Origin of the sequence: Pseudomonas sp. 14P_5.3_Bac1 (assembly GCF_025466135.1) — a bacterium.
Classification (GTDB): Bacteria; Pseudomonadota; Gammaproteobacteria; order Pseudomonadales; family Pseudomonadaceae; genus Aquipseudomonas.
Map to the genome: position 1 here is coordinate 24,694 of NZ_JANLOF010000091.1, position 20,121 is coordinate 44,814.

General features: G+C 53.8%; 26 protein-coding genes and 3 pseudogenes. 20 read left to right on the top strand and 9 right to left on the bottom strand.

All coding sequences use genetic code 11. The features are described 5' to 3' along the window. Positions 1-57 precede the first annotated feature (57 nt). Complete coding sequence (locus tag NTD89_RS28170; RefSeq protein ID WP_262210771.1) at positions 58-276, top strand: hypothetical protein; 219 nt, start codon at positions 58-60, stop codon at positions 274-276. Between the two features lie 279 nt (positions 277-555). Here NTD89_RS28170 and NTD89_RS28175 read toward each other — a convergent pair whose 3' ends face one another. Beyond that, positions 556-789, bottom strand: a complete 234-nt coding sequence (locus NTD89_RS28175) for a Cro/CI family transcriptional regulator (RefSeq protein ID WP_315975623.1) — start codon at positions 787-789, stop codon at positions 556-558. Between the two features lie 65 nt (positions 790-854). On the opposite strand from NTD89_RS28175, the gene NTD89_RS28180 reads away from it, so the two are divergent. Then, on the top strand, positions 855-1,736 hold the full coding sequence (locus tag NTD89_RS28180) for a helix-turn-helix transcriptional regulator (protein ID WP_262210774.1): 882 nt from the start codon (positions 855-857) through the stop codon (positions 1,734-1,736). Positions 1,737-1,798: 62 nt separating this feature from the next. Here the strand turns inward: NTD89_RS28180 and NTD89_RS28185 are convergent, their stop codons facing one another. Together NTD89_RS28185 and NTD89_RS28190 are read right to left on the bottom strand one after the other, a co-directional pair. Continuing rightward, positions 1,799-2,113 (bottom strand): DUF1654 domain-containing protein, encoded by a 315-nt coding sequence (locus NTD89_RS28185; RefSeq protein WP_262210775.1) that lies wholly within the window; start codon positions 2,111-2,113, stop codon positions 1,799-1,801. Positions 2,114-2,145: 32 nt separating this feature from the next. After that, positions 2,146-2,493, bottom strand: a complete 348-nt coding sequence (locus tag NTD89_RS28190; protein ID WP_262210776.1) for a hypothetical protein — start codon at positions 2,491-2,493, stop codon at positions 2,146-2,148. Between NTD89_RS28190 and NTD89_RS28195 the strand changes: the two are divergent. The 6 genes and pseudogenes from NTD89_RS28195 to NTD89_RS28220 all read left to right on the top strand — a co-directional run. Further along, positions 2,480-2,713, top strand: a pseudogene (locus NTD89_RS28195) (response regulator transcription factor); the annotation flags it as partial. The gene NTD89_RS28190 and the pseudogene NTD89_RS28195 sit on opposite strands and share 14 nt — an antisense overlap. A 120-nt stretch (positions 2,714-2,833) precedes the next feature. Continuing rightward, positions 2,834-3,370: a hypothetical protein gene (locus NTD89_RS28200; RefSeq protein ID WP_262210777.1), complete on the top strand. Its 537-nt coding sequence runs from the start codon at positions 2,834-2,836 to the stop codon at positions 3,368-3,370. A 491-nt stretch (positions 3,371-3,861) separates the two neighbouring features. After that, the gene (locus NTD89_RS28205; RefSeq protein ID WP_262210779.1) at positions 3,862-4,224 is read left to right on the top strand and encodes a hypothetical protein; all 363 of its coding nucleotides are present in this window, start codon (positions 3,862-3,864) and stop codon (positions 4,222-4,224) included. Then, the gene (locus tag NTD89_RS28210) at positions 4,221-4,535 is read left to right on the top strand and encodes a hypothetical protein (RefSeq protein WP_262210780.1); all 315 of its coding nucleotides are present in this window, start codon (positions 4,221-4,223) and stop codon (positions 4,533-4,535) included. Before NTD89_RS28205 ends, NTD89_RS28210 begins: the two co-directional genes overlap by 4 nt. Before the next feature lie 81 nt (positions 4,536-4,616). Further along, positions 4,617-4,976 (top strand): hypothetical protein, encoded by a 360-nt coding sequence (locus NTD89_RS28215; protein ID WP_262210782.1) that lies wholly within the window; start codon positions 4,617-4,619, stop codon positions 4,974-4,976. A 310-nt stretch (positions 4,977-5,286) separates the two neighbouring features. Beyond that, positions 5,287-5,655 (top strand): hypothetical protein, encoded by a 369-nt coding sequence (locus NTD89_RS28220; protein WP_262210784.1) that lies wholly within the window; start codon positions 5,287-5,289, stop codon positions 5,653-5,655. 51 nt (positions 5,656-5,706) lie between these two features. On the opposite strand, the gene NTD89_RS28225 is transcribed toward NTD89_RS28220, so the two are convergent. Next, positions 5,707-6,444: a hypothetical protein gene (locus tag NTD89_RS28225; protein WP_262210785.1), complete on the bottom strand. Its 738-nt coding sequence runs from the start codon at positions 6,442-6,444 to the stop codon at positions 5,707-5,709. A gap of 138 nt (positions 6,445-6,582) precedes the next feature. Between NTD89_RS28225 and NTD89_RS28230 the strand changes: the two genes are divergently transcribed. After that, positions 6,583-7,140: a hypothetical protein gene (locus tag NTD89_RS28230; protein WP_262210787.1), complete on the top strand. Its 558-nt coding sequence runs from the start codon at positions 6,583-6,585 to the stop codon at positions 7,138-7,140. Positions 7,141-7,171: 31 nt separating this feature from the next. Here NTD89_RS28230 and NTD89_RS28235 read toward each other — a convergent pair whose 3' ends face one another. Next, the gene (locus tag NTD89_RS28235) at positions 7,172-7,915 is read right to left on the bottom strand and encodes a hypothetical protein (RefSeq protein WP_262210788.1); all 744 of its coding nucleotides are present in this window, start codon (positions 7,913-7,915) and stop codon (positions 7,172-7,174) included. Between the two features lie 533 nt (positions 7,916-8,448). Between NTD89_RS28235 and NTD89_RS28240 the strand changes: the two genes are divergently transcribed. Then, on the top strand, positions 8,449-8,721 hold the full coding sequence (locus NTD89_RS28240) for a hypothetical protein (RefSeq protein ID WP_410017237.1): 273 nt from the start codon (positions 8,449-8,451) through the stop codon (positions 8,719-8,721). After that, positions 8,718-9,287, top strand: a complete 570-nt coding sequence (locus NTD89_RS28245; RefSeq protein WP_262210789.1) for a hypothetical protein — start codon at positions 8,718-8,720, stop codon at positions 9,285-9,287. Before NTD89_RS28240 ends, NTD89_RS28245 begins: the two co-directional genes overlap by 4 nt. 63 nt (positions 9,288-9,350) lie before the next feature. On the opposite strand, the gene NTD89_RS28250 is transcribed toward NTD89_RS28245, so the two are convergent. After that, entirely contained in the window at positions 9,351-9,770 is a 420-nt protein-coding gene (locus NTD89_RS28250) for a hypothetical protein (protein WP_262210791.1), read from the bottom strand. Positions 9,771-9,817: 47 nt separating this feature from the next. Between NTD89_RS28250 and NTD89_RS28255 the strand changes: the two genes are divergently transcribed. The 4 genes from NTD89_RS28255 (at position 9,818) to NTD89_RS28270 (ending at position 11,843) form a co-directional block, all read left to right on the top strand. After that, on the top strand, positions 9,818-10,039 hold the full coding sequence (locus NTD89_RS28255; RefSeq protein WP_262210792.1) for a hypothetical protein: 222 nt from the start codon (positions 9,818-9,820) through the stop codon (positions 10,037-10,039). A 2-nt stretch (positions 10,040-10,041) separates the two neighbouring features. Then, positions 10,042-10,251, top strand: coding sequence for a DUF4224 domain-containing protein (locus NTD89_RS28260; RefSeq protein WP_065869984.1), 210 nt, complete (start codon positions 10,042-10,044; stop codon positions 10,249-10,251). Continuing rightward, positions 10,252-11,286, top strand: a complete 1,035-nt coding sequence (xerC, locus tag NTD89_RS28265) for a tyrosine recombinase XerC (protein WP_262210794.1) — start codon at positions 10,252-10,254, stop codon at positions 11,284-11,286. A 380-nt stretch (positions 11,287-11,666) separates the two neighbouring features. Further along, on the top strand, positions 11,667-11,843 hold the full coding sequence (locus NTD89_RS28270) for a DUF3606 domain-containing protein (protein WP_145160942.1): 177 nt from the start codon (positions 11,667-11,669) through the stop codon (positions 11,841-11,843). A 218-nt stretch (positions 11,844-12,061) separates the two neighbouring features. Here the strand turns inward: NTD89_RS28270 and NTD89_RS28275 are convergent, their stop codons facing one another. Continuing rightward, positions 12,062-12,772 carry a hypothetical protein gene (locus tag NTD89_RS28275; protein WP_262210796.1) on the bottom strand — a complete coding sequence of 237 codons (711 nt, stop codon included), beginning with the start codon at positions 12,770-12,772 and terminating at the stop codon, positions 12,062-12,064. 395 nt (positions 12,773-13,167) lie between these two features. Then, entirely contained in the window at positions 13,168-13,551 is a 384-nt protein-coding gene (locus NTD89_RS28280; RefSeq protein WP_262210798.1) for a RidA family protein, read from the bottom strand. 516 nt (positions 13,552-14,067) lie between these two features. On the opposite strand from NTD89_RS28280, the pseudogene NTD89_RS29645 reads away from it, so the two are divergent. The 5 genes and pseudogenes from NTD89_RS29645 to NTD89_RS28300 all read left to right on the top strand — a co-directional run. Then, positions 14,068-14,787, top strand: a pseudogene (locus NTD89_RS29645) (MCP four helix bundle domain-containing protein); the annotation flags it as partial. 306 nt (positions 14,788-15,093) lie between these two features. After that, positions 15,094-15,693: pseudogene (locus NTD89_RS29650) on the top strand (methyl-accepting chemotaxis protein); the annotation flags it as partial. A gap of 84 nt (positions 15,694-15,777) precedes the next feature. Further along, positions 15,778-16,308, top strand: a complete 531-nt coding sequence (locus tag NTD89_RS28290) for a GAF domain-containing protein (protein WP_145160951.1) — start codon at positions 15,778-15,780, stop codon at positions 16,306-16,308. Positions 16,309-16,805: 497 nt separating this feature from the next. Next, positions 16,806-17,627: an alpha/beta fold hydrolase gene (locus NTD89_RS28295; protein ID WP_242197946.1), complete on the top strand. Its 822-nt coding sequence runs from the start codon at positions 16,806-16,808 to the stop codon at positions 17,625-17,627. Next, positions 17,617-19,131, top strand: a complete 1,515-nt coding sequence (locus NTD89_RS28300; RefSeq protein ID WP_262210800.1) for a PAS domain-containing sensor histidine kinase — start codon at positions 17,617-17,619, stop codon at positions 19,129-19,131. The genes NTD89_RS28295 and NTD89_RS28300 overlap by 11 nt, the downstream gene beginning before the upstream one ends. 199 nt (positions 19,132-19,330) lie before the next feature. Here the strand turns inward: NTD89_RS28300 and NTD89_RS28305 are convergent, their stop codons facing one another. Next, positions 19,331-19,870, bottom strand: a complete 540-nt coding sequence (locus tag NTD89_RS28305; protein WP_262210802.1) for a GNAT family N-acetyltransferase — start codon at positions 19,868-19,870, stop codon at positions 19,331-19,333. Between the last annotated feature and the right edge of the window lie 251 nt (positions 19,871-20,121).

Genomic DNA, 20,121 nt, shown 5'->3' on the forward strand with positions numbered 1-20,121 from the left:
TCCGGTACATCCGTGGTAGCTTTTTGCTTCCACACGAAAAGGTCACGGAGACCGGACATGAAACGTTTTAAGGCAGCTTTTGGGCGCTGGAAGGCGAAGCATTGGGACTTGCAGCTGTATACCCATGACGAAGAGTTTTTCGGCATGATCGGTTTCGACAGGCCACCGCTGCGCGCCTTTTGGGAAAGGCGTAAATCCTTAATCCTCAAGTTTGGCCCCTGGCTTGCCGGCCTTATCGGAGGCGCGATAATCCTCAAGCTGATTGGCTTGGCTTAACCTGCCGTCAATGACTGCGGCGCGGGCTTCATCAAGAAGCCTTAAGCGCTGAACGTCGGTCGCGGCGCGATCGAAGCTCACATGATTGAATGGGAAGGTGTTGCGGCCATGCGTGCTTGGGCGCGCTGTAACGAGTCCCGCGGCGAAGCCGAAGACCCCGCCGCCAAGAACCGCGCAAACAACCAACAATCCGTTCCCCATCTCTATTCCCTTCCTATGCACTGTATGAATTAACAGCTGATCCAGCTCACTACTTCCGGCGCTCAAAAGGGCTGAAAATCACTCCATCGAGCGTTGAGAAGGGAACGGCCGCTGCTCCTTCGCCTTGAAGCTACCGTCAGGTAGCTCTAGCACTCGAATGTCCCGTTTAGCTGTTATCGCCTTGTGGATTGCCGGGGCTGTAACACGAAGAAGCCTCGCCGCCTCGGACTGGCCCTTTTTCGCAACAAACTCGTCGAGGGGGGTCTCGTTCATGATTTGGCCTCGGTTGTAGATGAGGCAGATATTAACCATCTGTTAATTTTTAATCAATACCGATGGTTTCTTCTATTATTTAACCATTGGTATACATTCGCGAGATGACCAAGAAACGAATCCTCCCGCCAGATCTGCTCGCCGAGTGCTCTGCCGCGCACGACCTATTCCTCTCGAAAAAGAACGAGCTGAAGCTCAGCCAAAAAAAAATCGCCGATGAAGCTGGCATGACGCCTGCGGCAGTGAATCTCTACTTCAAAGGCATCAATCCCTTAAACACAAAGTTCGCAGCTGTACTGGCGCGCATGCTTGACGAGCCGGTTTCAGCGTTCAGCCCACGCCTTGCCAATGAGATAGCGGCCCTTACCAGTGCACCGGCAAAAGATGTTGCGGTGCCTGGGTCAAGCGCGGCAGAAAAAGTTATGGCGATGATCCGGAAGCACGCAGGTAGAAACCTTGATGCTGACGCGCAGGAGAAAATTGCAGCGGCAGCGCTGGCCGCAGCGGGGGAGGCTCAGGGAAAGGTGATTCACGCAGACTTTTCGGGGCTGAAGGCGAGGCCAGAAGAAATTGTCATTCGCCAATACGACGTCCGTGCCGCAATGGGGCACGGACAGGTTCCTGCCGATTACAATGAGGTGATTAGAAACTTAATCATCCGCGAGGATGTACTGCGAGAGAAAGGCGTTTCGTACACATCTCCCAACTCTTTAGCCATGATCACGGGTTGGGGTCAGAGCATGGAAGGCACCATCAACGACAAAGACCCCTTGATAGTGGACAAGGGTGTGAACGAATTCGCGGGTGACGGTATTTACGTGCTTACGTGGCACGAACACCTTTATATAAAGCGCGTCCAGGTCATGGATGCTGAACGATTCTGGCTGATATCAGATAACACTAAACATAAGGACCAAGAGGCCAGGATTGAGGATGTGACGATTCACGCTAAGGTTTTAATGATATGGAACGCACGTAAAGCCTGAATTCAGGGAAGGTAATCAGCCTAAAATGCCCGGCCTCTCGCCGGGCTTTTTGAATCCGGCGATCAGGAAATAACTTCATTCTCAATCGGCTCAACCTCAGCTATATCCAGCACCCGATCGTCGTCATTTGGCGCATCCCACTCTATCAAAACCCCGCCGTCGTCCTGAAAGATCATCGTCACTCCATCCGTCTCGGATATCTGGCTCATGATCTCATCCCACTCCGCATCCCGATCAGAATCCAGTCGATGAATTAGCGCCGAGCACCGTTCCTGAGCGCGCGGAGAGTTAATCATTGCTGCAACGCGCAGCGACAACATTTCAACTGCTGTCATCTCCTGACGCTCTGGTGTAGTCGACCGCTTACCCTTTGCCATAGCCACCTCAATAACTGTATGTATATCCAGTCTTACGAAGAATCATATCCCACGGCCACAAAAAATAAATTAACCATCGGTATTGACGTAAAAATATACCGATGGTTAACTTGCCACATCGCCGGATAACAACCGGTCAGATGGAAGGCAGCGATGAACCGGCCTAAACGGTTCAGATGGGTGGCCACTACCCAAGGCGCGCAGCGTAAAGCGATCAAAAAAAGTGTTCTGGTGGGCTGAGCCGCGACCAGGTGAACAATTTGAATGAGCCCGTACCGCGCCAGCAGCGCCGAAGGGACACGGTGTTTTTCACTGATGCGCCTGGTTGGCCGGGCGCATTGGGAAATCAACCGAGAGGCACACAGCATGGAATCAATCATCAAGAGCGGCACATGGATCGGCCATCTCGGCCGTGGGCTTGCTCGTAGAGAACTTCAGTTTTTGCTTTTAGTCGCCCAGGGCCTTACCGCCAAACAGATTGCCCGTTCTCACGACGTTGAGCCGGGAACGGTCGCCAAACGGATATCCAACGCCATGTTCAAGCTGGGCGTTCATCGCCAGTCGGCGGCGGTGGCCGAGGCAATGCGGCGGGAAATAATCGTAGGGCAGGCAGACGGTCCGAATCCTCAAGGTCCAGTTGGGGAATCGAACGATGGTGTTTTTATCGCTTAAACGACGGAAAAGCATCACTTCTGCACCTTGGCGACAGGATGCAGCGGGATGACAACCGAGGATCAGATGATGGGATTGGATATATCGGCATACAGCAAGCTGGTCGCGGCGCCAGAGGCTGAGTTTGACGAAGACGGAGAGCTTGTAGATTACGAGAACTTCGAAACCTTTTACGACAACAAGGACTTCCCTGGTCGGATTGAAGGAATCACACCCAAAGCTGCTTACAAAATTGAAGGCGACTGCGCTGGACTGAGCATCGGCTACGGACGTTACAACGCCTGGCGCGAAGAGCTCGCCAAACTGGCTGGTTATCCCGCGGAACCATATACCCAGTACGGCCGCACCGAAGACAGCCACTGCATGCCTTGTTGGAGTGGTGCTCAGGGTCCTTTTGCCGAGCAGATCAACTTCAGCGACTGCGAAGGCACGATCGGCCCTGTGGTAAGCGCGAAATTGGCAAAGGACTACGCGGCCTTCGCGGAGAAGGCCGAAGCCGTCGGTGGCTACTTCTGGGAAAAATATCAGGAGTTCCGAGTTGCTTTTGACTTGGCTGCCGATAACGGCGCGGTCAGCTTTCACTGAACAACCAGCGCCACGACAGCCTGTCGTTAACTGCCCGAAGCCCTGGTACTCCCCAGCACCAGGCCGCATCGGAGATCGCTCGGCTGACTGCCCCGAGATAGCAGGGTGGCCACCTTTACCCGAGCCAGAGCGACGAACAACGCGGCGAAGACGGTTTACTCGCCAGCCAGATTCGAGCGATCTCCGATGCGGACGAAATCGCGGCCTATAACCGCCCACCTGCATGCAACACCCCTTGAGAACGGTGGCCACTGCCAACCCAGTGAGCGAACAACGGAGGATTTGCAGCCATGTGAACTTCAAACCGAGGCGCTCGACCGCCACCCCTGCGTGACATAGGGAGGTCTATGTAACGCAACGAAAAGCCCAGTCCCTACTGGGCTTTTTTTTCGGCTCGCCTTTATTCGTCAGCACCCTCCCCTGGGCCCACCGGCAACCACCAGGCGGTCAGGCTGCTGACGAATAAACGCAACCACAACCAAGGATTCGGCATGAACCAAGCCATCCAACAAAGCCAAGCCGTTCTGCAGGCACTGCGCGCCCGTGTTCAGCTTTCCACTTCGGAGATGTACGTGATGATCGGTCGCGAAGAACCTGTGAAGGTGCCGCGCTTCAATGTGGTGCCGCTCGGCAAGAACTTGTTCGATGTGGTCGAGCGTTCCAGCGGCGTATCCCGCGGCGCACGCACTGGCCACGACGGCGCTTGCCAGTATGCCGATCAGCTCGAGCGCAACGCCGACTTCTTCGAATCCGCCAAGGCTACTTCGCGCCGCTTCGGGCGCCGCATGCTGCGCTGGACAGTTGGCTTCGCTGTCATGCTCGCGGTGTTCGCCTACTACGGTGCGCAGCAATGATCGGCGTGCCAATGCCCAACCCGCGGGATTCGATCATCGACAACCTCAACCAGCAGTTGGAGGCGTTCTTCGGCTCCGGCAACAAGGCCCAGGAGATCGCGCCGGGCGTCAGCGGCGAGGTGGGCGGGCCAATCACCAGCACCCGCAGCAACAAACTGCGCGCTGAGCGGGACAAGATCGCGCCACGGCTGAAGCAGCTCGTTGACTCCGGAGCCACGCTTCATCAGGCCTGCCTGGAGGCCGGCGTCGACTACAAGCGGGCCAGACTCATCGCTCGCGAGAACAATTTCAAGATGCCAAGTACTCCATGAGGCGCATCAGCAAGATTACAGCCGCGCGGCGCCGTGCGACATGGCTGGCAATTCCGGCAAGTAGAATCGAAGAGGTAGGCCATGGCCGAGGAACAGCAGGAACCGACGGCGGAAGCCTTGAAGCAGCGCCGCAAGCGCGAGAAGGCAGCAGCGAAGGACGCTACATTGGGCGTCGAGAAGTTTACGGTTGAGGTCGCCGGCGTGTTCAAGGCCGACCTCAGGCGCCTGATGAAACAGCACGGCTTCAACAATCAGCAGGAGGTGTTCCAGAACCTGCTTCGCAACGTGATCGCCGCCGACTTCGAAACGGCGGCACAGATGCTCAAGTGTGTCACGACACCTTTTGTAGTCACTGAAAAGGTGTCGCGAGCGTTTAACGATAAGAGCATGGCTGAAATAGCGGCCGATCCGGGCGACGAAATTATCAGTCCCGGAGGGTGACGTGCCCTTTTCCGGCGGACGCGATTGCTACTAGGTCGTGTTGATGCTTTATCGATAGATCCGAAAGCGTCAAGTGGGAACCGCCAAGCTTTGCTGCAGCGGCAAGAGCGACCAGATCATGTTGATGCCTTGCTTTTGCTGAAAGCTCCAAGGCACCTCCTGCGGAAAGAATAGCTACCAGTTCGTGTTGCTGCTTAATCGCTAACCCCATACGTATCTCCTTGATCCGGCTCCATGCCGGTCACCCGTAATACCCCATATCAACGAATCACGCCAGCCGGCGAGGCAGGCGCACGCTTGGAGACAACCCATGCAAACAGTCATCTACGCTGGCCTGCGCAACGGCGAGCGCGATCAGCGAATCCACGACGCTTTGGTCTATAAACACGTCGTAGAGGTCGCCAAAGAGTTCCAGCTGGCACCAAGCACAATCCGAGCAGCGGCAAAGCGTATTCAAAACGCTGTTGTGTTCGATCTCTGTCTGCTAGGGGGGGGGCAGCCAATGCCTATTGGCAAAGTCGTCGCGGACTGTTTCCGGAAAGCGGCACTCGGCGCTTACCGGAACTACCACGGCACCTTCCGCAACCTTGAGCTGCCTTGCTGGATGATCACCGATGGCACCAACCGCATCGAGGTGATGGAGCTTCGCAAGATCGATACCGGCGAAGTTTCGCTGTAGACATCACCCTCTTCTGAACTCCTCATGAATCACGCCACGCCTGATATCGAGTTAATTGATTGCGTCGCTGATATCGCATGATCCAGGAATATGCTTTTCAATCGTCCATTTATCCGATGGACTTATCAGCTTGAATTTGTCCTTTTCCTGACATAGGCGAAGAAGGTATTTTCCATTTACCGAACCAACCAGCACTCCCCCTACTGCTTGTTTCTCAACTGCAATGTAGGGGAAGGCACCTTTTTCATAAGCAGCCGCAAACGTCTTAGTGCTATTCACCAAGTAAGATGAAAAACACGATGCGAAAACAAATAAAAGGAAACCCGATGCAATATACTCGTAGGAACCTTTCTCAGAAGAGTATCGAGCGACATTAGCAATAAAAACGCCCTGAATAAGGTATGAGGCGCCGTAGACCATTAGCTCACTTACATATACATCTAGCACATAACCTAGAAACCGAACACCAATACCAATACTTATTACGAAACCCAGCACAATAAGTCCGACGATACGTCGCCCGTGATTGTCTATTTCTAGAGAAGTTCTGTAACCAAAAAATAGTGGAACAGCCGTTAGCGCACAGAAGAAAACATCAACCACTCCGTTGGCAACAACATCCTGAACCGAATGAAACGGGAGCACCCAACTACAGTTTAAAGCTGAATATAGGAAATAGAATTTAAAATAGCCTGCTATATACGCTGCCATGCCAAGCACACCAACTGCCCCAACAATCTTTCCACCCCAATCAATAAAGCTTATTTCTTGCTTCTTCACTTTGCGCATGGTCTTCCCACTGTTGTATGTGCAGGTGTCCGGTATTCCACGGAGATTATGACCTACATCTACTCAAACATCAGTATCCAGCCCTTACAGCTAACCAACTTCCTCCACCGCCCGGGCATGGCCCGGCAAGGACTCCCCGTGATCAATCTGTTCTGGCGCCTGGTCGCCAAGCTGCTTGCGCGCCCGGCGGTTGCCGCCTGGCTCATCGCCCGCGCCCAGCGCACCCCGTACCTGCACATCATGTCCGCTGACGGCGCCGATATGTACATGGGTCGCTGGTGGCTGTTCAACCCCTACTCCCGCGAGTCGCACAAACCGGCGCTGTGGTGGTGCCCTTGGTCTTTCCGCGTGCACCACATCATGCGGCCCGATGAAGACCGGGACCTGCAAGACCACCCCTGGAACGCCCGCACCATCATCCTGTGCGGCTGGTACACGGAACAGCGGCTGCTCGATCATGAAGACCCTGAGCTGTCTGGTCTGGACGTGCCGTCCGGCGCCCAGGCCACCGAATACATCGACCGCCACGCCGGCGACACCGCTCGGCTCAACCACAGCGAGTACCACCGTATCGACGAGGTCTCACCCGGCGGTGTCTACAGCCTCTTCATCACCAGCAAGTGGCGTGGTGACTGGGGCTTACTGGTCAACGGTGTGAAGGTGCCATGGCGCACCTACACCGGCAAAGGCAAATGAACTTCCATACCGAGTGTTAGCCAGCCGCCACCTACGGATTCCTACGTTTCTTAGATAAACAGGCGCGAAGATGCTGGCGAGCTTTTTTCCGATCAAAAAGATACCGAGGAATTCCAGAAATAGAAAACCCAATCCCACAATCTGGTCTTGGATCTCCAACGGATATTCCTACTGGACAGTTAGTAGTGCGAACACCGCCAAAAAAATTGGCATTATTTGTGATAAAGAAATAGTTGCTTGAAATTAAAATCTCTATCCCATTTTTCAGTATTCTTCCCTTCTCTATCACTATCTCCGCCGGTGGATTGAACGTCATTTTGAGTAAAATTTTTCTGTGTGACTCTCTTATCGTTAAAGACTGCCCAACCCACTCAGCATCCCACTGACCCGCGTCATAGACAATCTCATTATCGCAAACTTCAAGCACAGGTCTATTTAACTCATCATGAGCAGTAAAACTTAGAAAAAGGTTTCCTTGATCCCGCCTAAACAAAATCACGGCAAAGCCGTCAATCACTAGAGGTGCAAACGCAGACCCTTCTAGCATCCCTCCATAAGAGAAAACACTATCTCCAAGAGTTACCTTAACGCTATCTCCAGAGTAATGAAGCAGATAGTTTTTTGTTACTCCAGTCCGAAAATTATAAGGGCTTTTATTGGCTTCGATAACTTTAGCCAAAGGTAGAAGCCCGTCAGTTTTTTCTCCATGATGCAATCTGCATAACAAAGTAATTTCTTCGGCAATATGTCGATGCGTATCGGCCCAGTCGATCATATGGTCGTATTCGTACATAGGCAGACCGCAAATAACACAACCGAAACCGCACCGTTGCCTTACCTCACGCTTCACGTTCAGTGGGATGCCAGGTCTCGAGGCCATAAAGCGCTCACTCCATTGGTTTTGATTAAACATAGCACCGAAACACCATTTCCTCCCCCTTCAAAGTCAGCCGCTATAGCGGCAAGGACGAAGTCATGCCTGAAGAAATTGCAATCAGCCTCAATCGCGCGGCGCGGGATGTGGTCGCCGAACGTCAACGCCAGGTGTCAGCCGAAGGCTACTCACTCTATCGCGACGATCTCTATGTGAAGGGCGAGCTCGCCGAAGCTGGTGCGACCTACGCAATCCTTGCCGGAAAGCCTGCGTCCATGAGCACCGCTTGGCCTTGGGGCCAGGCCACGTTCAAGCCAAGCGCGGACCGACGTCGCGACATGGTGAAGGCAGCGGCTCTACTGCTGGCAGAGATTGAGCGCCTGGATCGCGTAAGCCTGATCAAACACTATCCTGTACGGCGCGACGGAAACGGGATGTTCCAACACCCCGAAATTCCGGACTTCGACGAGGGTGACGATGATAAGTGCGAGGCCTGGATCGCTGCACAGGGCTTGCAGGTGAAGATGGTGTCACTCGAATACCACAGCGACGAATCGGTCTCTGAGCGCTATTTCGAAGCTGGCGACCCGGACTGCAGTTATTGGGAGCCGGATCGGCCTGATGGCGAAGGCTGGTTCTGCCTGGCCATTCATGACACGGATGACGGCTCGGTTTGCTGGTGGGCTCGCCGGGAGGTGACACCGTGAGCATCATCGACGACGTAATGACCGACAAGATCACCCTGCACGGCCTGGGCTTTGTGCAGGTCCAGCTGGAAGGTAACCAGCGCTTGCACGTTTGGCGCCCAGACCTACCCCGTCGGGCCTGCTTCGAGCATTCGGCGATCCACGACCACCGCTTCGATTTTCAGTCACGGGTGCTGGTTGGCCAGCAGCGCAATATTGAATTTCGCTGTGACCCATCGCCGGCCGGTGCCTACGTGCTCTACCTGCATGAAGGATCGCGCACCGCTTGCGGCGGGCGCCCATGGACGCCAGGCGGTCGCGCTCACATGGTTGAGGTCAGCGACGAAACGATCCCTGCCGGCCTGACTTACAAGCAACACGCTTACCACTTCCACCGCACCGTGCCCACCGGTGACGGCAAGGTAGCGACGATCATGCAAAAGCTGACGGAGTACTCGCGCGGCGCTCACTCAACTTGTGTTGTTGGCGTGAAGCCTGACGACGAATTCGACCGCTACCAGTGGTCACCCGCCCAGCTCTGGGAGGTCGTCAGCGACGTGATGCTCGGCCAGAAGGTGACGCCATGATCTTCGCCTCGCTCTATATGGCCTACCTGATCTAAAGAGGGTCGTGGCGATAAGGGCTTCGTATTAAGAAAAGTAAGGCGAAATTACGTTTGCCAGAACAGCGCTCCCCGTAGACAGGACAAACGCTTGAAGTTCATCAAGACGGGTTTGCCTCTTGGGACCTTTAGCACTAGCCAATCGGTCAAGCCTCAATTCCATAGAGACCCTGTGTTCCTCCGATAGGGTGTGCAAGAAAGGCTTTAGATCACGGATTAACGTATCGATCTTTTGCTTTTTTGAAGAGATCACGTTTACGACATTCCCCCCGACTTTTTCACCGTGAATATTGGAAATGTCTAGTGGTGTTGAGCTGTGTGCCTCAACTCTGAGCACATCACCGCCAATATTATGGCCAGTTACACCGCTAATTCTGATCATTTTCCGCTCCTGCATTTGGGAACAATCATTTTTTGTGAACAGCATCGACCGATAGCTGATTGCCATTAATACCACCTAACACCTTCTGCCGCCCAGCGCGGCAAGGACACCACATGTTCGCAATAAAACTCACCCTGATGATGCTGGGCGTTCTGCTCTACGTGTCAGCCACGGCCTGCTGGTTCTTTTGGATCGGCCCCTGCCTGCTCATGGATGGCGAGTCGGCAAATATCCTCGGCGCCTTTGCAGGCACCTGCATCTGGCTGCTGATCACTTTCGGCATGGTCATCCACATCATCAAGGCGGCGCGCCCTACAGCTGGCGGCGGGAGGTAAACATGGATATTCATTTTCTGTCGCACGAGGAAGTTTGCACGCTCACAGGCGCAAAAACGAAAGCCGGCCAGGTGCAGGTTCTGAAAAGAAACGGTATTCGGCACACCATCAAGCGCAGCGGTTGGCCTTGCGTCATCGCCAACGCCCTTACCGGCGAACCGGTCGCAGCATCAGCAGAAAAACCAAAATGGCAGCCACGCCTGGTGAGTTAAATGGGAAGGAAGCCAACAAACCCTGATAGCGTCACACGCCTCAGGAAGCGCAAGCAGCGCAGCGGGACAATCTATTACTACTACGACCTCGGAGGCACGCCCAGAAAAGAGATCGCCCTGGGCAGCGATTACGGAATGGCTATCGTGGAGTACGCGAAGCTCGAGAAGAGCCGCGTGTCCTCGGCCTTGGTACAGGACGTACTCACTTTTGCCTACGTTGCGAACATCTACATGCTCGAGGTGGTGCCCACCAAAGGATTAGCGACGCAGAAGGATAACGCCAGAGAGCTGAAGCAACTGTTGAAGTTCTTCGACGATCCGCCGGCACCACTGGAAGCGATCGAGCCTCAACACGTCGTACAGTACCTGCGCCAGCGCGGCAAGACGGCGCCAGTGCGCGCCAATCGAGAGAAGGCGTTACTTAGCGCCATCTGGAACTTTGCCCGGAGCAGCGGCTATACGGCCTTGGCCAACCCGTGCGCCGGCGTGAAGGGACACAAGGAATCGGGTCGCGATCAATACATCGAGGATGAGATGTTCGCCCTGGTGTACCAGCACGCCGAGCAGCCGCTACGGGATGCACTTGATCTGTTCTATCTGACCGGTCAGCGCATCGCGGACACCCTAAAAATGGATGAGCGAGATATCCGCGACAATAGGCTGTCCGTGATGCAAGGCAAGACGAATGCAAAAAGGAGGATTGAGATAACCGGGGAGCTGAAGGTGGTGATTGATCGAATCATGACCAGGAAGGACGGGCACAAGATCCGCACTAGCAGGCTCATCGTTATGGATAACGGGCAGCCAATGACCAGCAGCATGTTGCGAGGTAGGTTTGACGCGGCCCGTGAGGCGGCTGGTGTTGAGAAAGGGGACTTTCAGATGCGCGATCTGCGCGCAAAAGCTGGCACCGACAAAGCAGAATCCAGCGGTGACATCCTGCAGGCTCGCGACCAACTTGGGCACACAACTGTCGTTATGACTGAGAACTACATCCGCAAGAGGATCGGCAAAAAGGTCACGCCGACCAAGTAAATTTTGCACCGCAATAGTTTTAACCCCCCTGAAAACAAAGGGCTGCAAGCAAGGTAAAAACTACCCATAGCGGTGCAGAATATACGCTAACCTATTGTATTTAAACGAATACCTTGCGGACTTAAAATCCCCCGCTCGTAAGGGCGTCCCGGTTCGATTCCGGGTTCGGGCACCATGGATATCAAGGGCTTGCATGAGGAATTTCATGCAGGCCTTTTCATTTTTTGTTCCGCAATTTCCACGCTGTTCCGCAATTCCCCTCCTCCGGCGTCCTGCCGAATGCACTTACCCTCCTGTAACCTCAATCGAACTACCCCTACCTTCCCATGCTCTATCGGGAGTCGCCTGGGCCCTCCAGGCCAACCCGCAGGGAGTGGAATATGTCTGATGATCTGAAAAACCGTGGGCCTCAAGATCGTGCTCGAGTGAACACATCAGAACCTTGGGAGCTAAAGCATTGGACGAAGGAGTTCGGCGTAACAGAGCAACAGCTCAAAGACGCCGTTAAAGCTGTTGGTCCGATGGTTACTGACGTTCGTGAGAAGCTCGGCAAATAGTGTCAGACGCGCCCTGCGCTTGGCGGGGCGTGTTCAATTTCTTCGCGGTGTCTGCGGCAACCTGCAGCGCCTCACCGAAGAAGCTCCCTGCTACGCTGTTCGTCTCAGGGAGGAACGCCGATGCCACATTCAGATTTGATCCCTTCCCCGCTCTCAAAATGCTATGAAAACCAACCCGCTCTTGAGGAAACCTGATGCGCGCTTGATCTGTCGCCCCCTCATCTCTCGTAGTAGACCTTGGCGGAATATTTGTAGTCTCGTCCCAGTTTCGCGCACCATTCGGGGAAGCCGCCTATGGGATTTTCCGAATAGGCTTTCCAGTCCGCGATGAGACGATCGAAATGCTGCACTTCAGATGTCAGATAAGCCAGCGCTTCGGGATCAGGGGCTTCTGCTATGAGTCTTCTGGCACGCTCCAGCGCTGAGGTCGCCTCGTCAACACTGCCTAAGAAGAAAGACTCGTCAAGATGATGGGTGGCATAGTCAATCCCTCCAAGCGCGAAGTCGATCAGCATCCTGCGGACAGGCATATCTTCGGGGAACCCAGAAAGTGCTCTGGTAAGCAGTTCAGGGTCACGGTTGAGCATCCCGAGCCATCGCACGGGTAAGGTTGTGACTGCATCTTCCTCCATCCATGCCTTCAACGTAGGCACCAGAAACCGGGCGGTGAGCGGCTGCGTCAGAAACTGATGGGTTTTTGAGGATCGCGAATTGGCTTCGAGAATTTCGATTGCTGCGCGACGTGCGGCGGCGCTATCAAACGAACTGGATGCGACGAGAAACCGTTCAAGTGCAGAAAATGCTTCGCGACGTAGCCCTTGTTCTCGATATCGACAATAGCTCGCAAGTGGCTTCAGGTCAGAATGTGCATCAAGGCTCTCCGCAAGCGCCAGAAGCCCTTCGAAATTATCATTGTTCCAATAATACATGGCAGTAAGGCCTAAGAAATGCGGCTCCGAGAGTATGCTCGGCGAGCGGCGCGAGCAAGATGAAAGCCATGCCTCATTGAATTGACGTCGTTGCCAAATGTTTAAACTCCCGCAGCGAGCAAAATTGCTGAGCTGTGCCCGCACAACTGGATGCCATTACGCAACCAGTAACCCCCGCTCGCTACGGTCCAAAGACGTGATCACCCACCCTTTGCGCAAGCCGGGCACGAACAAGTGTTCGAAGGTCTTGCTGTTGGCGCTGGCGTCGATCCTCGCTGCTCCCCGGGTGAACTAACATCGGCTGTCCTGACTGCAAAATTGAGCCGTCTTTTCCATGGCCATTTTTTGGGCGGTTTGCACACTGTTCGACCATGCAAAGCCGCCACTACTGCCTGTCACACCCCGAAAACAGCCTCAATTTCGATATTCAGTTCCGGGGAAAACAACTTTGAAACTTCGACCAGGGAGCTGGCAGGCAAATGCCCTTCATAGTGCTGCACCAGCACCTTGCGCAGTTCGCCGATTTGGCTGAAGTCGGTGATGAATAGAGTCACCTTCAAGAGTGCAGACATATCGGTGCCCTCTTCGGCGGCAACCGCTTTAATCTGCTCCAAAATAGCATTGGCCTGTTTTTCTAGGCTCTGCCCTTGAGCATCAGTTCCGAACGCTGTGAAGCCTGACAGGTACAGGGTATTGCCATGTTTCACTGAATGCGAATAGGGCCCCACGGCAGGAGGAAGTGCTGCGTAAGTTTTACGTTCGATATTATTGCTTGGCATATTGGCGTGTCCGAAATGTCAGTAGAACGGCCATGGGAAACGTGAGGACTAAGGGGCCTGAATTGATTCGGCCTTTAGATTAATTGTCGTAGAAATACCACATGACAGTCGCGACTGTGGCGACCCACCCGAGGGTCAGCAGTATTGAAAGACCCGCAAGCCGCTTGTCCATCGTGCCCTTTCAGTTACCAAAATGATCGAAGTCAAAGCGTTCCCGGCAAGCGTAGTTCACTGCGCGAAGCCTGCAACGGTGCGCACGTCGTTGCGGCACGCTCCGCTTGGATTAATCGAACATTCCCCTCCGACCCGCTTACAGTATGAGCGCCTGCAACTCATGAGCGCGCAATTATTTAGCGCGCCTATTATCCCGATGCATTCTTTTGTATTCCTGGATTTACGCCTGCCGCCCAAGCTGCAGCCGAGAGTCACTGTGCCGCATGAACAGTCTGTCTTGTTCGCGCTCAACAAAATGACGTGGGTTGCCACGCCAATAAATCCCGGCCCTCGGAGGCCTATATGAAATTAAGATCCTTGAATATCGCGCGCAGGGCTTTCGTCTGCTTTGGGCTAATTACACTCCTGCTCATAAGCCTGGCGGGCTTCTCGTATTTGCAGATAGATCACCTACGTAATGCAGAGCAGGACATCGAGCAAAACTCCCTGCCCAGCGTCCAGGTCATTGACGACATTCAAATCGCCCTGCTCCATGCGCGCCTTGAAAGTATTCGCATGCTTTCGAGCACGACCAAGGATGTGCATGATAAATCGCTGTCGTTGGTCGAAGGCGCCATACAGACGCTCCAGTCGAAGACAGCGTTTTACCGTGATCATCTGATTTCTGGCGAGCAGGATGAAATCCAGTTTTCGAAGACAAACCAAGCTATGAATGTCTACATCGACGGTCTCAAGAATGTACTTGCCCTCGATATTTCTGATCATGACCAAGCTGTCCTTTTTGCGAACACAGAGCAGGCACAGCGAGCAAGCGCCTATCAGGAGCAGCTAACAACGCTTCGTGAGCAAAATGCGCGTCAGGCGGTGGTGTCGGGGCAAGACGCGACAGATGTATATACGCATAGCGTTAAAGTCTTGATCTTGGTTCTGGTAGTCGCATTTATCTTAACCATCGTCCTGGCGACCCTGTTCACTAAAAGCATTGTCAGCCCCATCAGCGCCTCGCTGAAGTTGGCCGAAGATATCGCGTCTGGCGACCTCACCCACGACCTTGAAGTTACAGGTTCAGACGAAGCTTCACGCTTGATGCATGCGCTCAATCGGATGCAGAAAAATCTCAGAAACACGATCTTAGAAATCTCGGGAGCGTCTGCCCAACTGAGTACCGCAGCGGTTGAAATGACCTCGATCACCGAAAGTGCCGATCGCACCCTTCAGCAGCAAAACAGCGAAATAGAGCAAGCAGCCACGGCAGTGACCGAAATGAGCGCCGCCGTCGAAGAAGTCGCCCGCAATGCCAACTCCACATCTGAAGCGGCCACGCAGTCCAGCTTGGCGGCTGATCTGGGCAATCAAAAAGTGACTGAAACGTTAACGGCCATGCGCGGACTGACGGAACTGGTCGAAGTCTCCTCAAACCAGGTGAAAGAACTCGCAGGCCAGGCTCAAGACATCACCAAAGTTCTGAGTGTGATCAGGGCGATTGCCGAGCAAACGAATCTCCTGGCGTTGAATGCAGCAATTGAAGCGGCACGGGCGGGTGAACAGGGCCGTGGTTTTGCAGTGGTGGCCGATGAAGTTCGGGCTTTGGCGCACCGCACCCAAACGTCGACCCAAGAAATCGAACAGATGATATCCACCATCCAGGCCGGTTCTTCAGCCGCAGTCGAGTTGATGCACAAGAGCACCTCTGAGGTCTACACCACGCGAGATACGGCAGAGCAAGCAGGCCAATCGCTACGCCAAATTATTGATTCCGTACTGGAAATCAACGACCGCAATATTCAGATTGCAACCGCTTCCGAGGAGCAAGCTCACGTCGCACGTGACGTAGATCGCAGTCTCATCAGCATTCGTGACCTGGCAATTCAAAGCACTGAGGGTACCCGCCAGACGTTGACTGCAAGCAATGAATTATCACGTCTAGCAGTCAACTTGAATGACTTGGTTCTCCGATTCCGGACCTAAAAGCTGGATCAAGCACAGTGCGTTCATGGCACAGAGTTACCAATCAACAGTGACACGCTCAGCTACAGACAGCAGGGGATAAAAATGGCTTCTCATGAGATTGCCTTGCACTCTGTGCTGAGCGCAGATGAACGCTCTGAAATAGCTGAACTGGAGGCCACAAGCGCTATTTTGCAGCTTGTTACACGCCTTACAGGAATGCGATTTGCCGGGATTGCCAAATTCACGGAAAAGGACTGGATAGTTTGCTCAGTTTTCGACCCAACCCATCTAGGGATAGAGGCTGGAAATATCCTGGAGTTGGAAATCACCCTCTGCAGCGAGCTGAGAAGAAACCCCAAAGCCCTCTTCATTCCAAAAATCAGTGGCGATCGCAGATATTCAGATCGCCATGTCGTCAAGCGATACGGACTGGAAAGTTATGCAGGCGCTCCTATCTTCCTTCCTGATGGGCGACTCTTTGGTGCTTTATGCGCGCTGGACTCACGCTCAATATTGTTTGAAGATCCGGATCTTGAGGAGACTTTGGTTTTATTCGCCAAGTTAATAGGCTGCATTTTTTTCACCAACCTTGCTGCTGAACAAAAGCCAGCAAGTCCTTGTCAGGCTTCGTAGAACTAATTGATTTAATCGTCAGCGTGCAATAGCGCGAACGTATGCCTGGCAGGCCCGAATGGCAGCCCCTACGCAGCGTACCAACATACTGGACACCGCCCAGATCTCGGGAGCGAGATGGGCAGCGCTGCAAGCCTACCTTGCAGCCCCACCAACCGCCTGTCCAACCGGCCGTTGGTCAGCGATGTAGCGTTCAGCCAAGGCTCGTCTGCACCGAGCATTCCGCCAACATCAGGCCTCACAAAAAACAAGAGATTTTCACGGCGCCTGGCTGACCATCCGAAAAAGCCACCTCCAGGCATACGCTTAAGCATCACGTCCCAAGTTATTAAACCGGCTGCCATACATGCGTTCTCATTTTTTGCTGCGTCATGCCCGTTGAGACTTGCTATCGTCCAGGTTTTTGCTGCCAAGCAGGACGGACAACGGCAGTTAATGACGTAGACTGTTAAACTCGCCCTTTCGAATTCCATGTGTGATCAGCGCAGGAGGCTTAAATGTCTGTCCTAACCCGCAACAATGTACGCGTCCACGGTTCAGGCCCTGTCACTCTAGTTTTTGCGCATGGTTTTGGGTGTGATCAGAACATGTGGAGACTCGTCGAGCCGGCATTCCGCGACAACTTTCGGACGATTCTTTTCGACGTTGTAGGCTGTGGGAAGTCAGACCTCTCAGCCTATGAGGTTGTGAGGTACTCATCATTGAAAGGGTACGCGCAGGACATCGTGGAGATTATTGAGGAGTTTGCGGACTGCCCGGTCATATTTGTTGGGCATTCTGTCAGCGCTATGGCGGGCGTAATCGCCGCGAATAAGCGGCCTGATCTATTCGGGGCGCATGTCATGGTTGGGCCTTCACCGTCGTATATCAACGATGGTGAATATTTTGGTGGTTTCAGCAGGGAGGACATCGACTCTCTTCTGGAGACGTTGGAAAGCAACTACCTTGGCTGGTCGAGCTCCATGGCCCCCGCCATCATGGGCGCGCCTGGACAGCCCCATCTTGGTGTCGAATTAACCAATAGCTTCTGCCAGACAGACCCTGATATTGCGAAGCGGTTCGCCAGGGTGACGTTCCTATCTGATAACCGCACTGACGTGGCCAAGCTACTGGCGCCGGCGCTGATTATTCAGTCATCCGACGACATCATTGCACCTGTCGAAGTAGGTCGTTACCTCAACAAGGTCATCCCGGATAATCGTCTTGAGGTGATAGAAAACGTGGGGCATTGCCCGCACCTGAGTGCTCCTGATCTATGCATCAATTCGATCCAAAGCTTCATTGCAAGCGTTCAGGGTCGAATTGCTCATGGCGGCTAATGACGACCCAGTCCCTGATGCCGACATGCTTTACGAGCACGCTCCCTGCGCCCTCATTATCACCAGCAAGGCCGGTTTAATCCTTCGCGCAAATGCCACCTTCTGCGAGTGGTTGGGATACTCCAAAGATCAGTTGGTTGGCCGACGTAAACTACAAGAGTTGCTGACTGTCGGAGGACGAATTTTCCATCAAACTCACTGGATGCCTTTGCTTGAGATGCAGCGTTCCATCTCCGAGGTAAAGCTTGAGTTTGCGACGTCTGAGGGTAAAAAATTACCGATGATTCTCAATGCAACAAGGCGGGAACACCTTGGCGGCATTTTCGATGAGGTTTGCGCGTTTCTAGTGATCGAGAGGCATCGATTCGAGCAGGAAGTGCTGATTTCCAAACGGCAAGCTGAGGAATCGCTCGAAGCTCACCTAGCTCTTCAGCGGGATTTGTCGGTTGCCGATGCGAGGCTGCGAGTTGCTCTAGAGTCGGCCAAGATGCACGTTTGGGACGTCGACCCGGTGACACTTGAGCGTCGTTACGATAACAGCGTCGCGCAATTGCTCGGTTACCCGTCAAACCAAGATGTTTCAGCGTCAGTTTACTCAGACCTGATAGACCCTAATGACCTTCCAAGAGAGGCCGAGTTATTTTCGGCGGCTCTCGGATCGGTAGCTCAGGAGTATCGCTGCATTTATAGATTGAACGGCGTTGACGGCGTTCAGCGCACGGTACTCTCCACTGGGCGTGCGGCATTCGACCCAAATAACAAGCTCGTTCAGTTTGTCGGTATCCTTCATGACATCACAGACGTAAAACGGGAGCAGGCAGCAGCAGAAGACCGTGCTCTATTCTCTGAGCAAATGATTGGGATAGTGAGTCACGATCTGCGTAATCCCCTATCGGTGATCTCAATGGCCACCGAGGTGCTGGAGCGGAATGATCTGTCCCCCAGGCAGCTGAAATTGGTTCGGCACACTCAGGAAGCGGCGCAAAGGGCACGCAGGCTTATCAACGATTTGTTGGATTTCACACAGGCCAGAATAGGGCGCGGTATTGGGGTTACAAAAACGACTATCGACCTACACCTGCTGATCGCTGCGGCTGTCGAGCAGCTTCGAATCGTTTATCCCAAACGAGAGCTTCTGCATTCAACCAATGGCCAGGGTCTATGCATGGCTGACAGCGATAGGCTTACGCAGCTTGCAGGTAACCTTATATCCAATGCTGTTACATATGGAGCGGTGGATCGCCCGGTGACAGTAACCTCCTCCATTACGGAGCAAGGTTTCGAACTGGTAGTGCACAACTGGGGTATACCGATTCCTCCAGACTTCCTCGCCACGGTCTTCAGTCCGATGACTCGTGGTGTCAATCTTGCGCAAGATAGTCGCAGCGTTGGATTGGGGCTTTTCATTGTCCGCGAAATCGTGAAGGCACACGGCGGCACGGTTTCGGTTAGCTCAACCATTGAAAGTGGGACAGAATTCAAGGCTACTTTTCCGTTAAAGTAAGCCTGTGACCCCTGTTAAAAAACACTTTCGCCAGATGCAAAAAGCCCAGCGCGGGCTGGGCATTGACGGCTGTTAAGCTCCGATGCGAGAAAGCGCTGGAGCGTTCCAGCAAAGTCCGTCGGACAGACCCTTTTCTTTTTGCCCTGCGCAAATCCCCCTGCATCCCGCCGACCGACGATCACACGCGCATCCTGATCCGCTACAACTCGTTACCCACCAACGCATCACGCTCAACTTTATAAAAAACGGTCTCTTGGGTGCGCCCGGCGACATCCTTCGTCGCGGAATGCGACAACCTCCCGCCGATTTTCTGCAGGGCCCGTTGTGAGCGAATGTTCTGAGCGCCGATATGGAACCACACGGTGTCGACCCAGCGAAATGCGTGGTCGAGCATCAGGCGCTTGAGTTCCCCATTCGCCGCGCCGCCCCATTTTTCGCGGGCTAAAAAGGTGTACCCAATCGCAACCTCACGTTTTTCTTCACTGAAGTCGTAGTAGCGAGAACTGCCTATCACCGCATGACTGGCACGGTCGATCACCACCACAACGCTCTGCGACGTTAATGCCTCGTCGAACCACTCACGAAATACCGGCGCCTGATAGCGGGTTGGACTCGGGTGCTGAGCCCAGAGCAAAGGATCGGCGGCGACGCGGTACAGGGCTTCGAAATCTGCGCTGTCCAACGGGCGCAACTCAAGCGTGTGCCCGACGATGGACGGCGGAATGGGCAGCGATTGCACCGATGTTTCTCCATAAGTTCGATGTGAGCGGGTCGTGACGCGTAGGCCGTTAGCATCGCAATAATCAGCCTGTTTGCGCCAGGCCGATGAGCAGCCAGGCAAACATCACTCAGGCTTGAACACTCAAAAACCCACAATAGATTTTATGTAGAATCTATTTAATAAATGTTTGCAGTTATGCCTCTTCATTCTCGCTTGAGAAATTCCTCAACGAACACGACCCAACCGTCGTGCTTGACCTACGATTAAAG

Coding starts and splice junctions, on each gene's coding strand:
- NTD89_RS28260 (WP_065869984.1), top strand. CDS start 10,042: ATGGATATTCATTTTCTGTCGCACGAGGAAGTTTGCACGCTCACAGGC.
- NTD89_RS28250 (WP_262210791.1), bottom strand. CDS start 9,770: ATGGCAATCAGCTATCGGTCGATGCTGTTCACAAAAAATGATTGTTCC.
- xerC (WP_262210794.1), top strand. CDS start 10,252: ATGGGAAGGAAGCCAACAAACCCTGATAGCGTCACACGCCTCAGGAAG.
- NTD89_RS28270 (WP_145160942.1), top strand. CDS start 11,667: ATGTCTGATGATCTGAAAAACCGTGGGCCTCAAGATCGTGCTCGAGTG.
- NTD89_RS28180 (WP_262210774.1), top strand. CDS start 855: ATGACCAAGAAACGAATCCTCCCGCCAGATCTGCTCGCCGAGTGCTCT.
- NTD89_RS28290 (WP_145160951.1), top strand. CDS start 15,778: ATGGCTTCTCATGAGATTGCCTTGCACTCTGTGCTGAGCGCAGATGAA.
- NTD89_RS28255 (WP_262210792.1), top strand. CDS start 9,818: ATGTTCGCAATAAAACTCACCCTGATGATGCTGGGCGTTCTGCTCTAC.
- NTD89_RS28210 (WP_262210780.1), top strand. CDS start 4,221: ATGATCGGCGTGCCAATGCCCAACCCGCGGGATTCGATCATCGACAAC.
- NTD89_RS28275 (WP_262210796.1), bottom strand. CDS start 12,772: ATGTATTATTGGAACAATGATAATTTCGAAGGGCTTCTGGCGCTTGCG.
- NTD89_RS28240 (WP_410017237.1), top strand. CDS start 8,449: ATGTTCCAACACCCCGAAATTCCGGACTTCGACGAGGGTGACGATGAT.
- NTD89_RS28205 (WP_262210779.1), top strand. CDS start 3,862: ATGAACCAAGCCATCCAACAAAGCCAAGCCGTTCTGCAGGCACTGCGC.
- NTD89_RS28215 (WP_262210782.1), top strand. CDS start 4,617: ATGGCCGAGGAACAGCAGGAACCGACGGCGGAAGCCTTGAAGCAGCGC.
- NTD89_RS28225 (WP_262210785.1), bottom strand. CDS start 6,444: ATGCGCAAAGTGAAGAAGCAAGAAATAAGCTTTATTGATTGGGGTGGA.
- NTD89_RS28170 (WP_262210771.1), top strand. CDS start 58: ATGAAACGTTTTAAGGCAGCTTTTGGGCGCTGGAAGGCGAAGCATTGG.
- NTD89_RS28295 (WP_242197946.1), top strand. CDS start 16,806: ATGTCTGTCCTAACCCGCAACAATGTACGCGTCCACGGTTCAGGCCCT.
- NTD89_RS28235 (WP_262210788.1), bottom strand. CDS start 7,915: ATGATCGACTGGGCCGATACGCATCGACATATTGCCGAAGAAATTACT.
- NTD89_RS28300 (WP_262210800.1), top strand. CDS start 17,617: ATGGCGGCTAATGACGACCCAGTCCCTGATGCCGACATGCTTTACGAG.
- NTD89_RS28190 (WP_262210776.1), bottom strand. CDS start 2,493: ATGATTGATTCCATGCTGTGTGCCTCTCGGTTGATTTCCCAATGCGCC.
- NTD89_RS28185 (WP_262210775.1), bottom strand. CDS start 2,113: ATGGCAAAGGGTAAGCGGTCGACTACACCAGAGCGTCAGGAGATGACA.
- NTD89_RS28175 (WP_315975623.1), bottom strand. CDS start 789: ATGGTTAATATCTGCCTCATCTACAACCGAGGCCAAATCATGAACGAG.
- NTD89_RS28200 (WP_262210777.1), top strand. CDS start 2,834: ATGACAACCGAGGATCAGATGATGGGATTGGATATATCGGCATACAGC.
- NTD89_RS28280 (WP_262210798.1), bottom strand. CDS start 13,551: ATGCCAAGCAATAATATCGAACGTAAAACTTACGCAGCACTTCCTCCT.
- NTD89_RS28220 (WP_262210784.1), top strand. CDS start 5,287: ATGCAAACAGTCATCTACGCTGGCCTGCGCAACGGCGAGCGCGATCAG.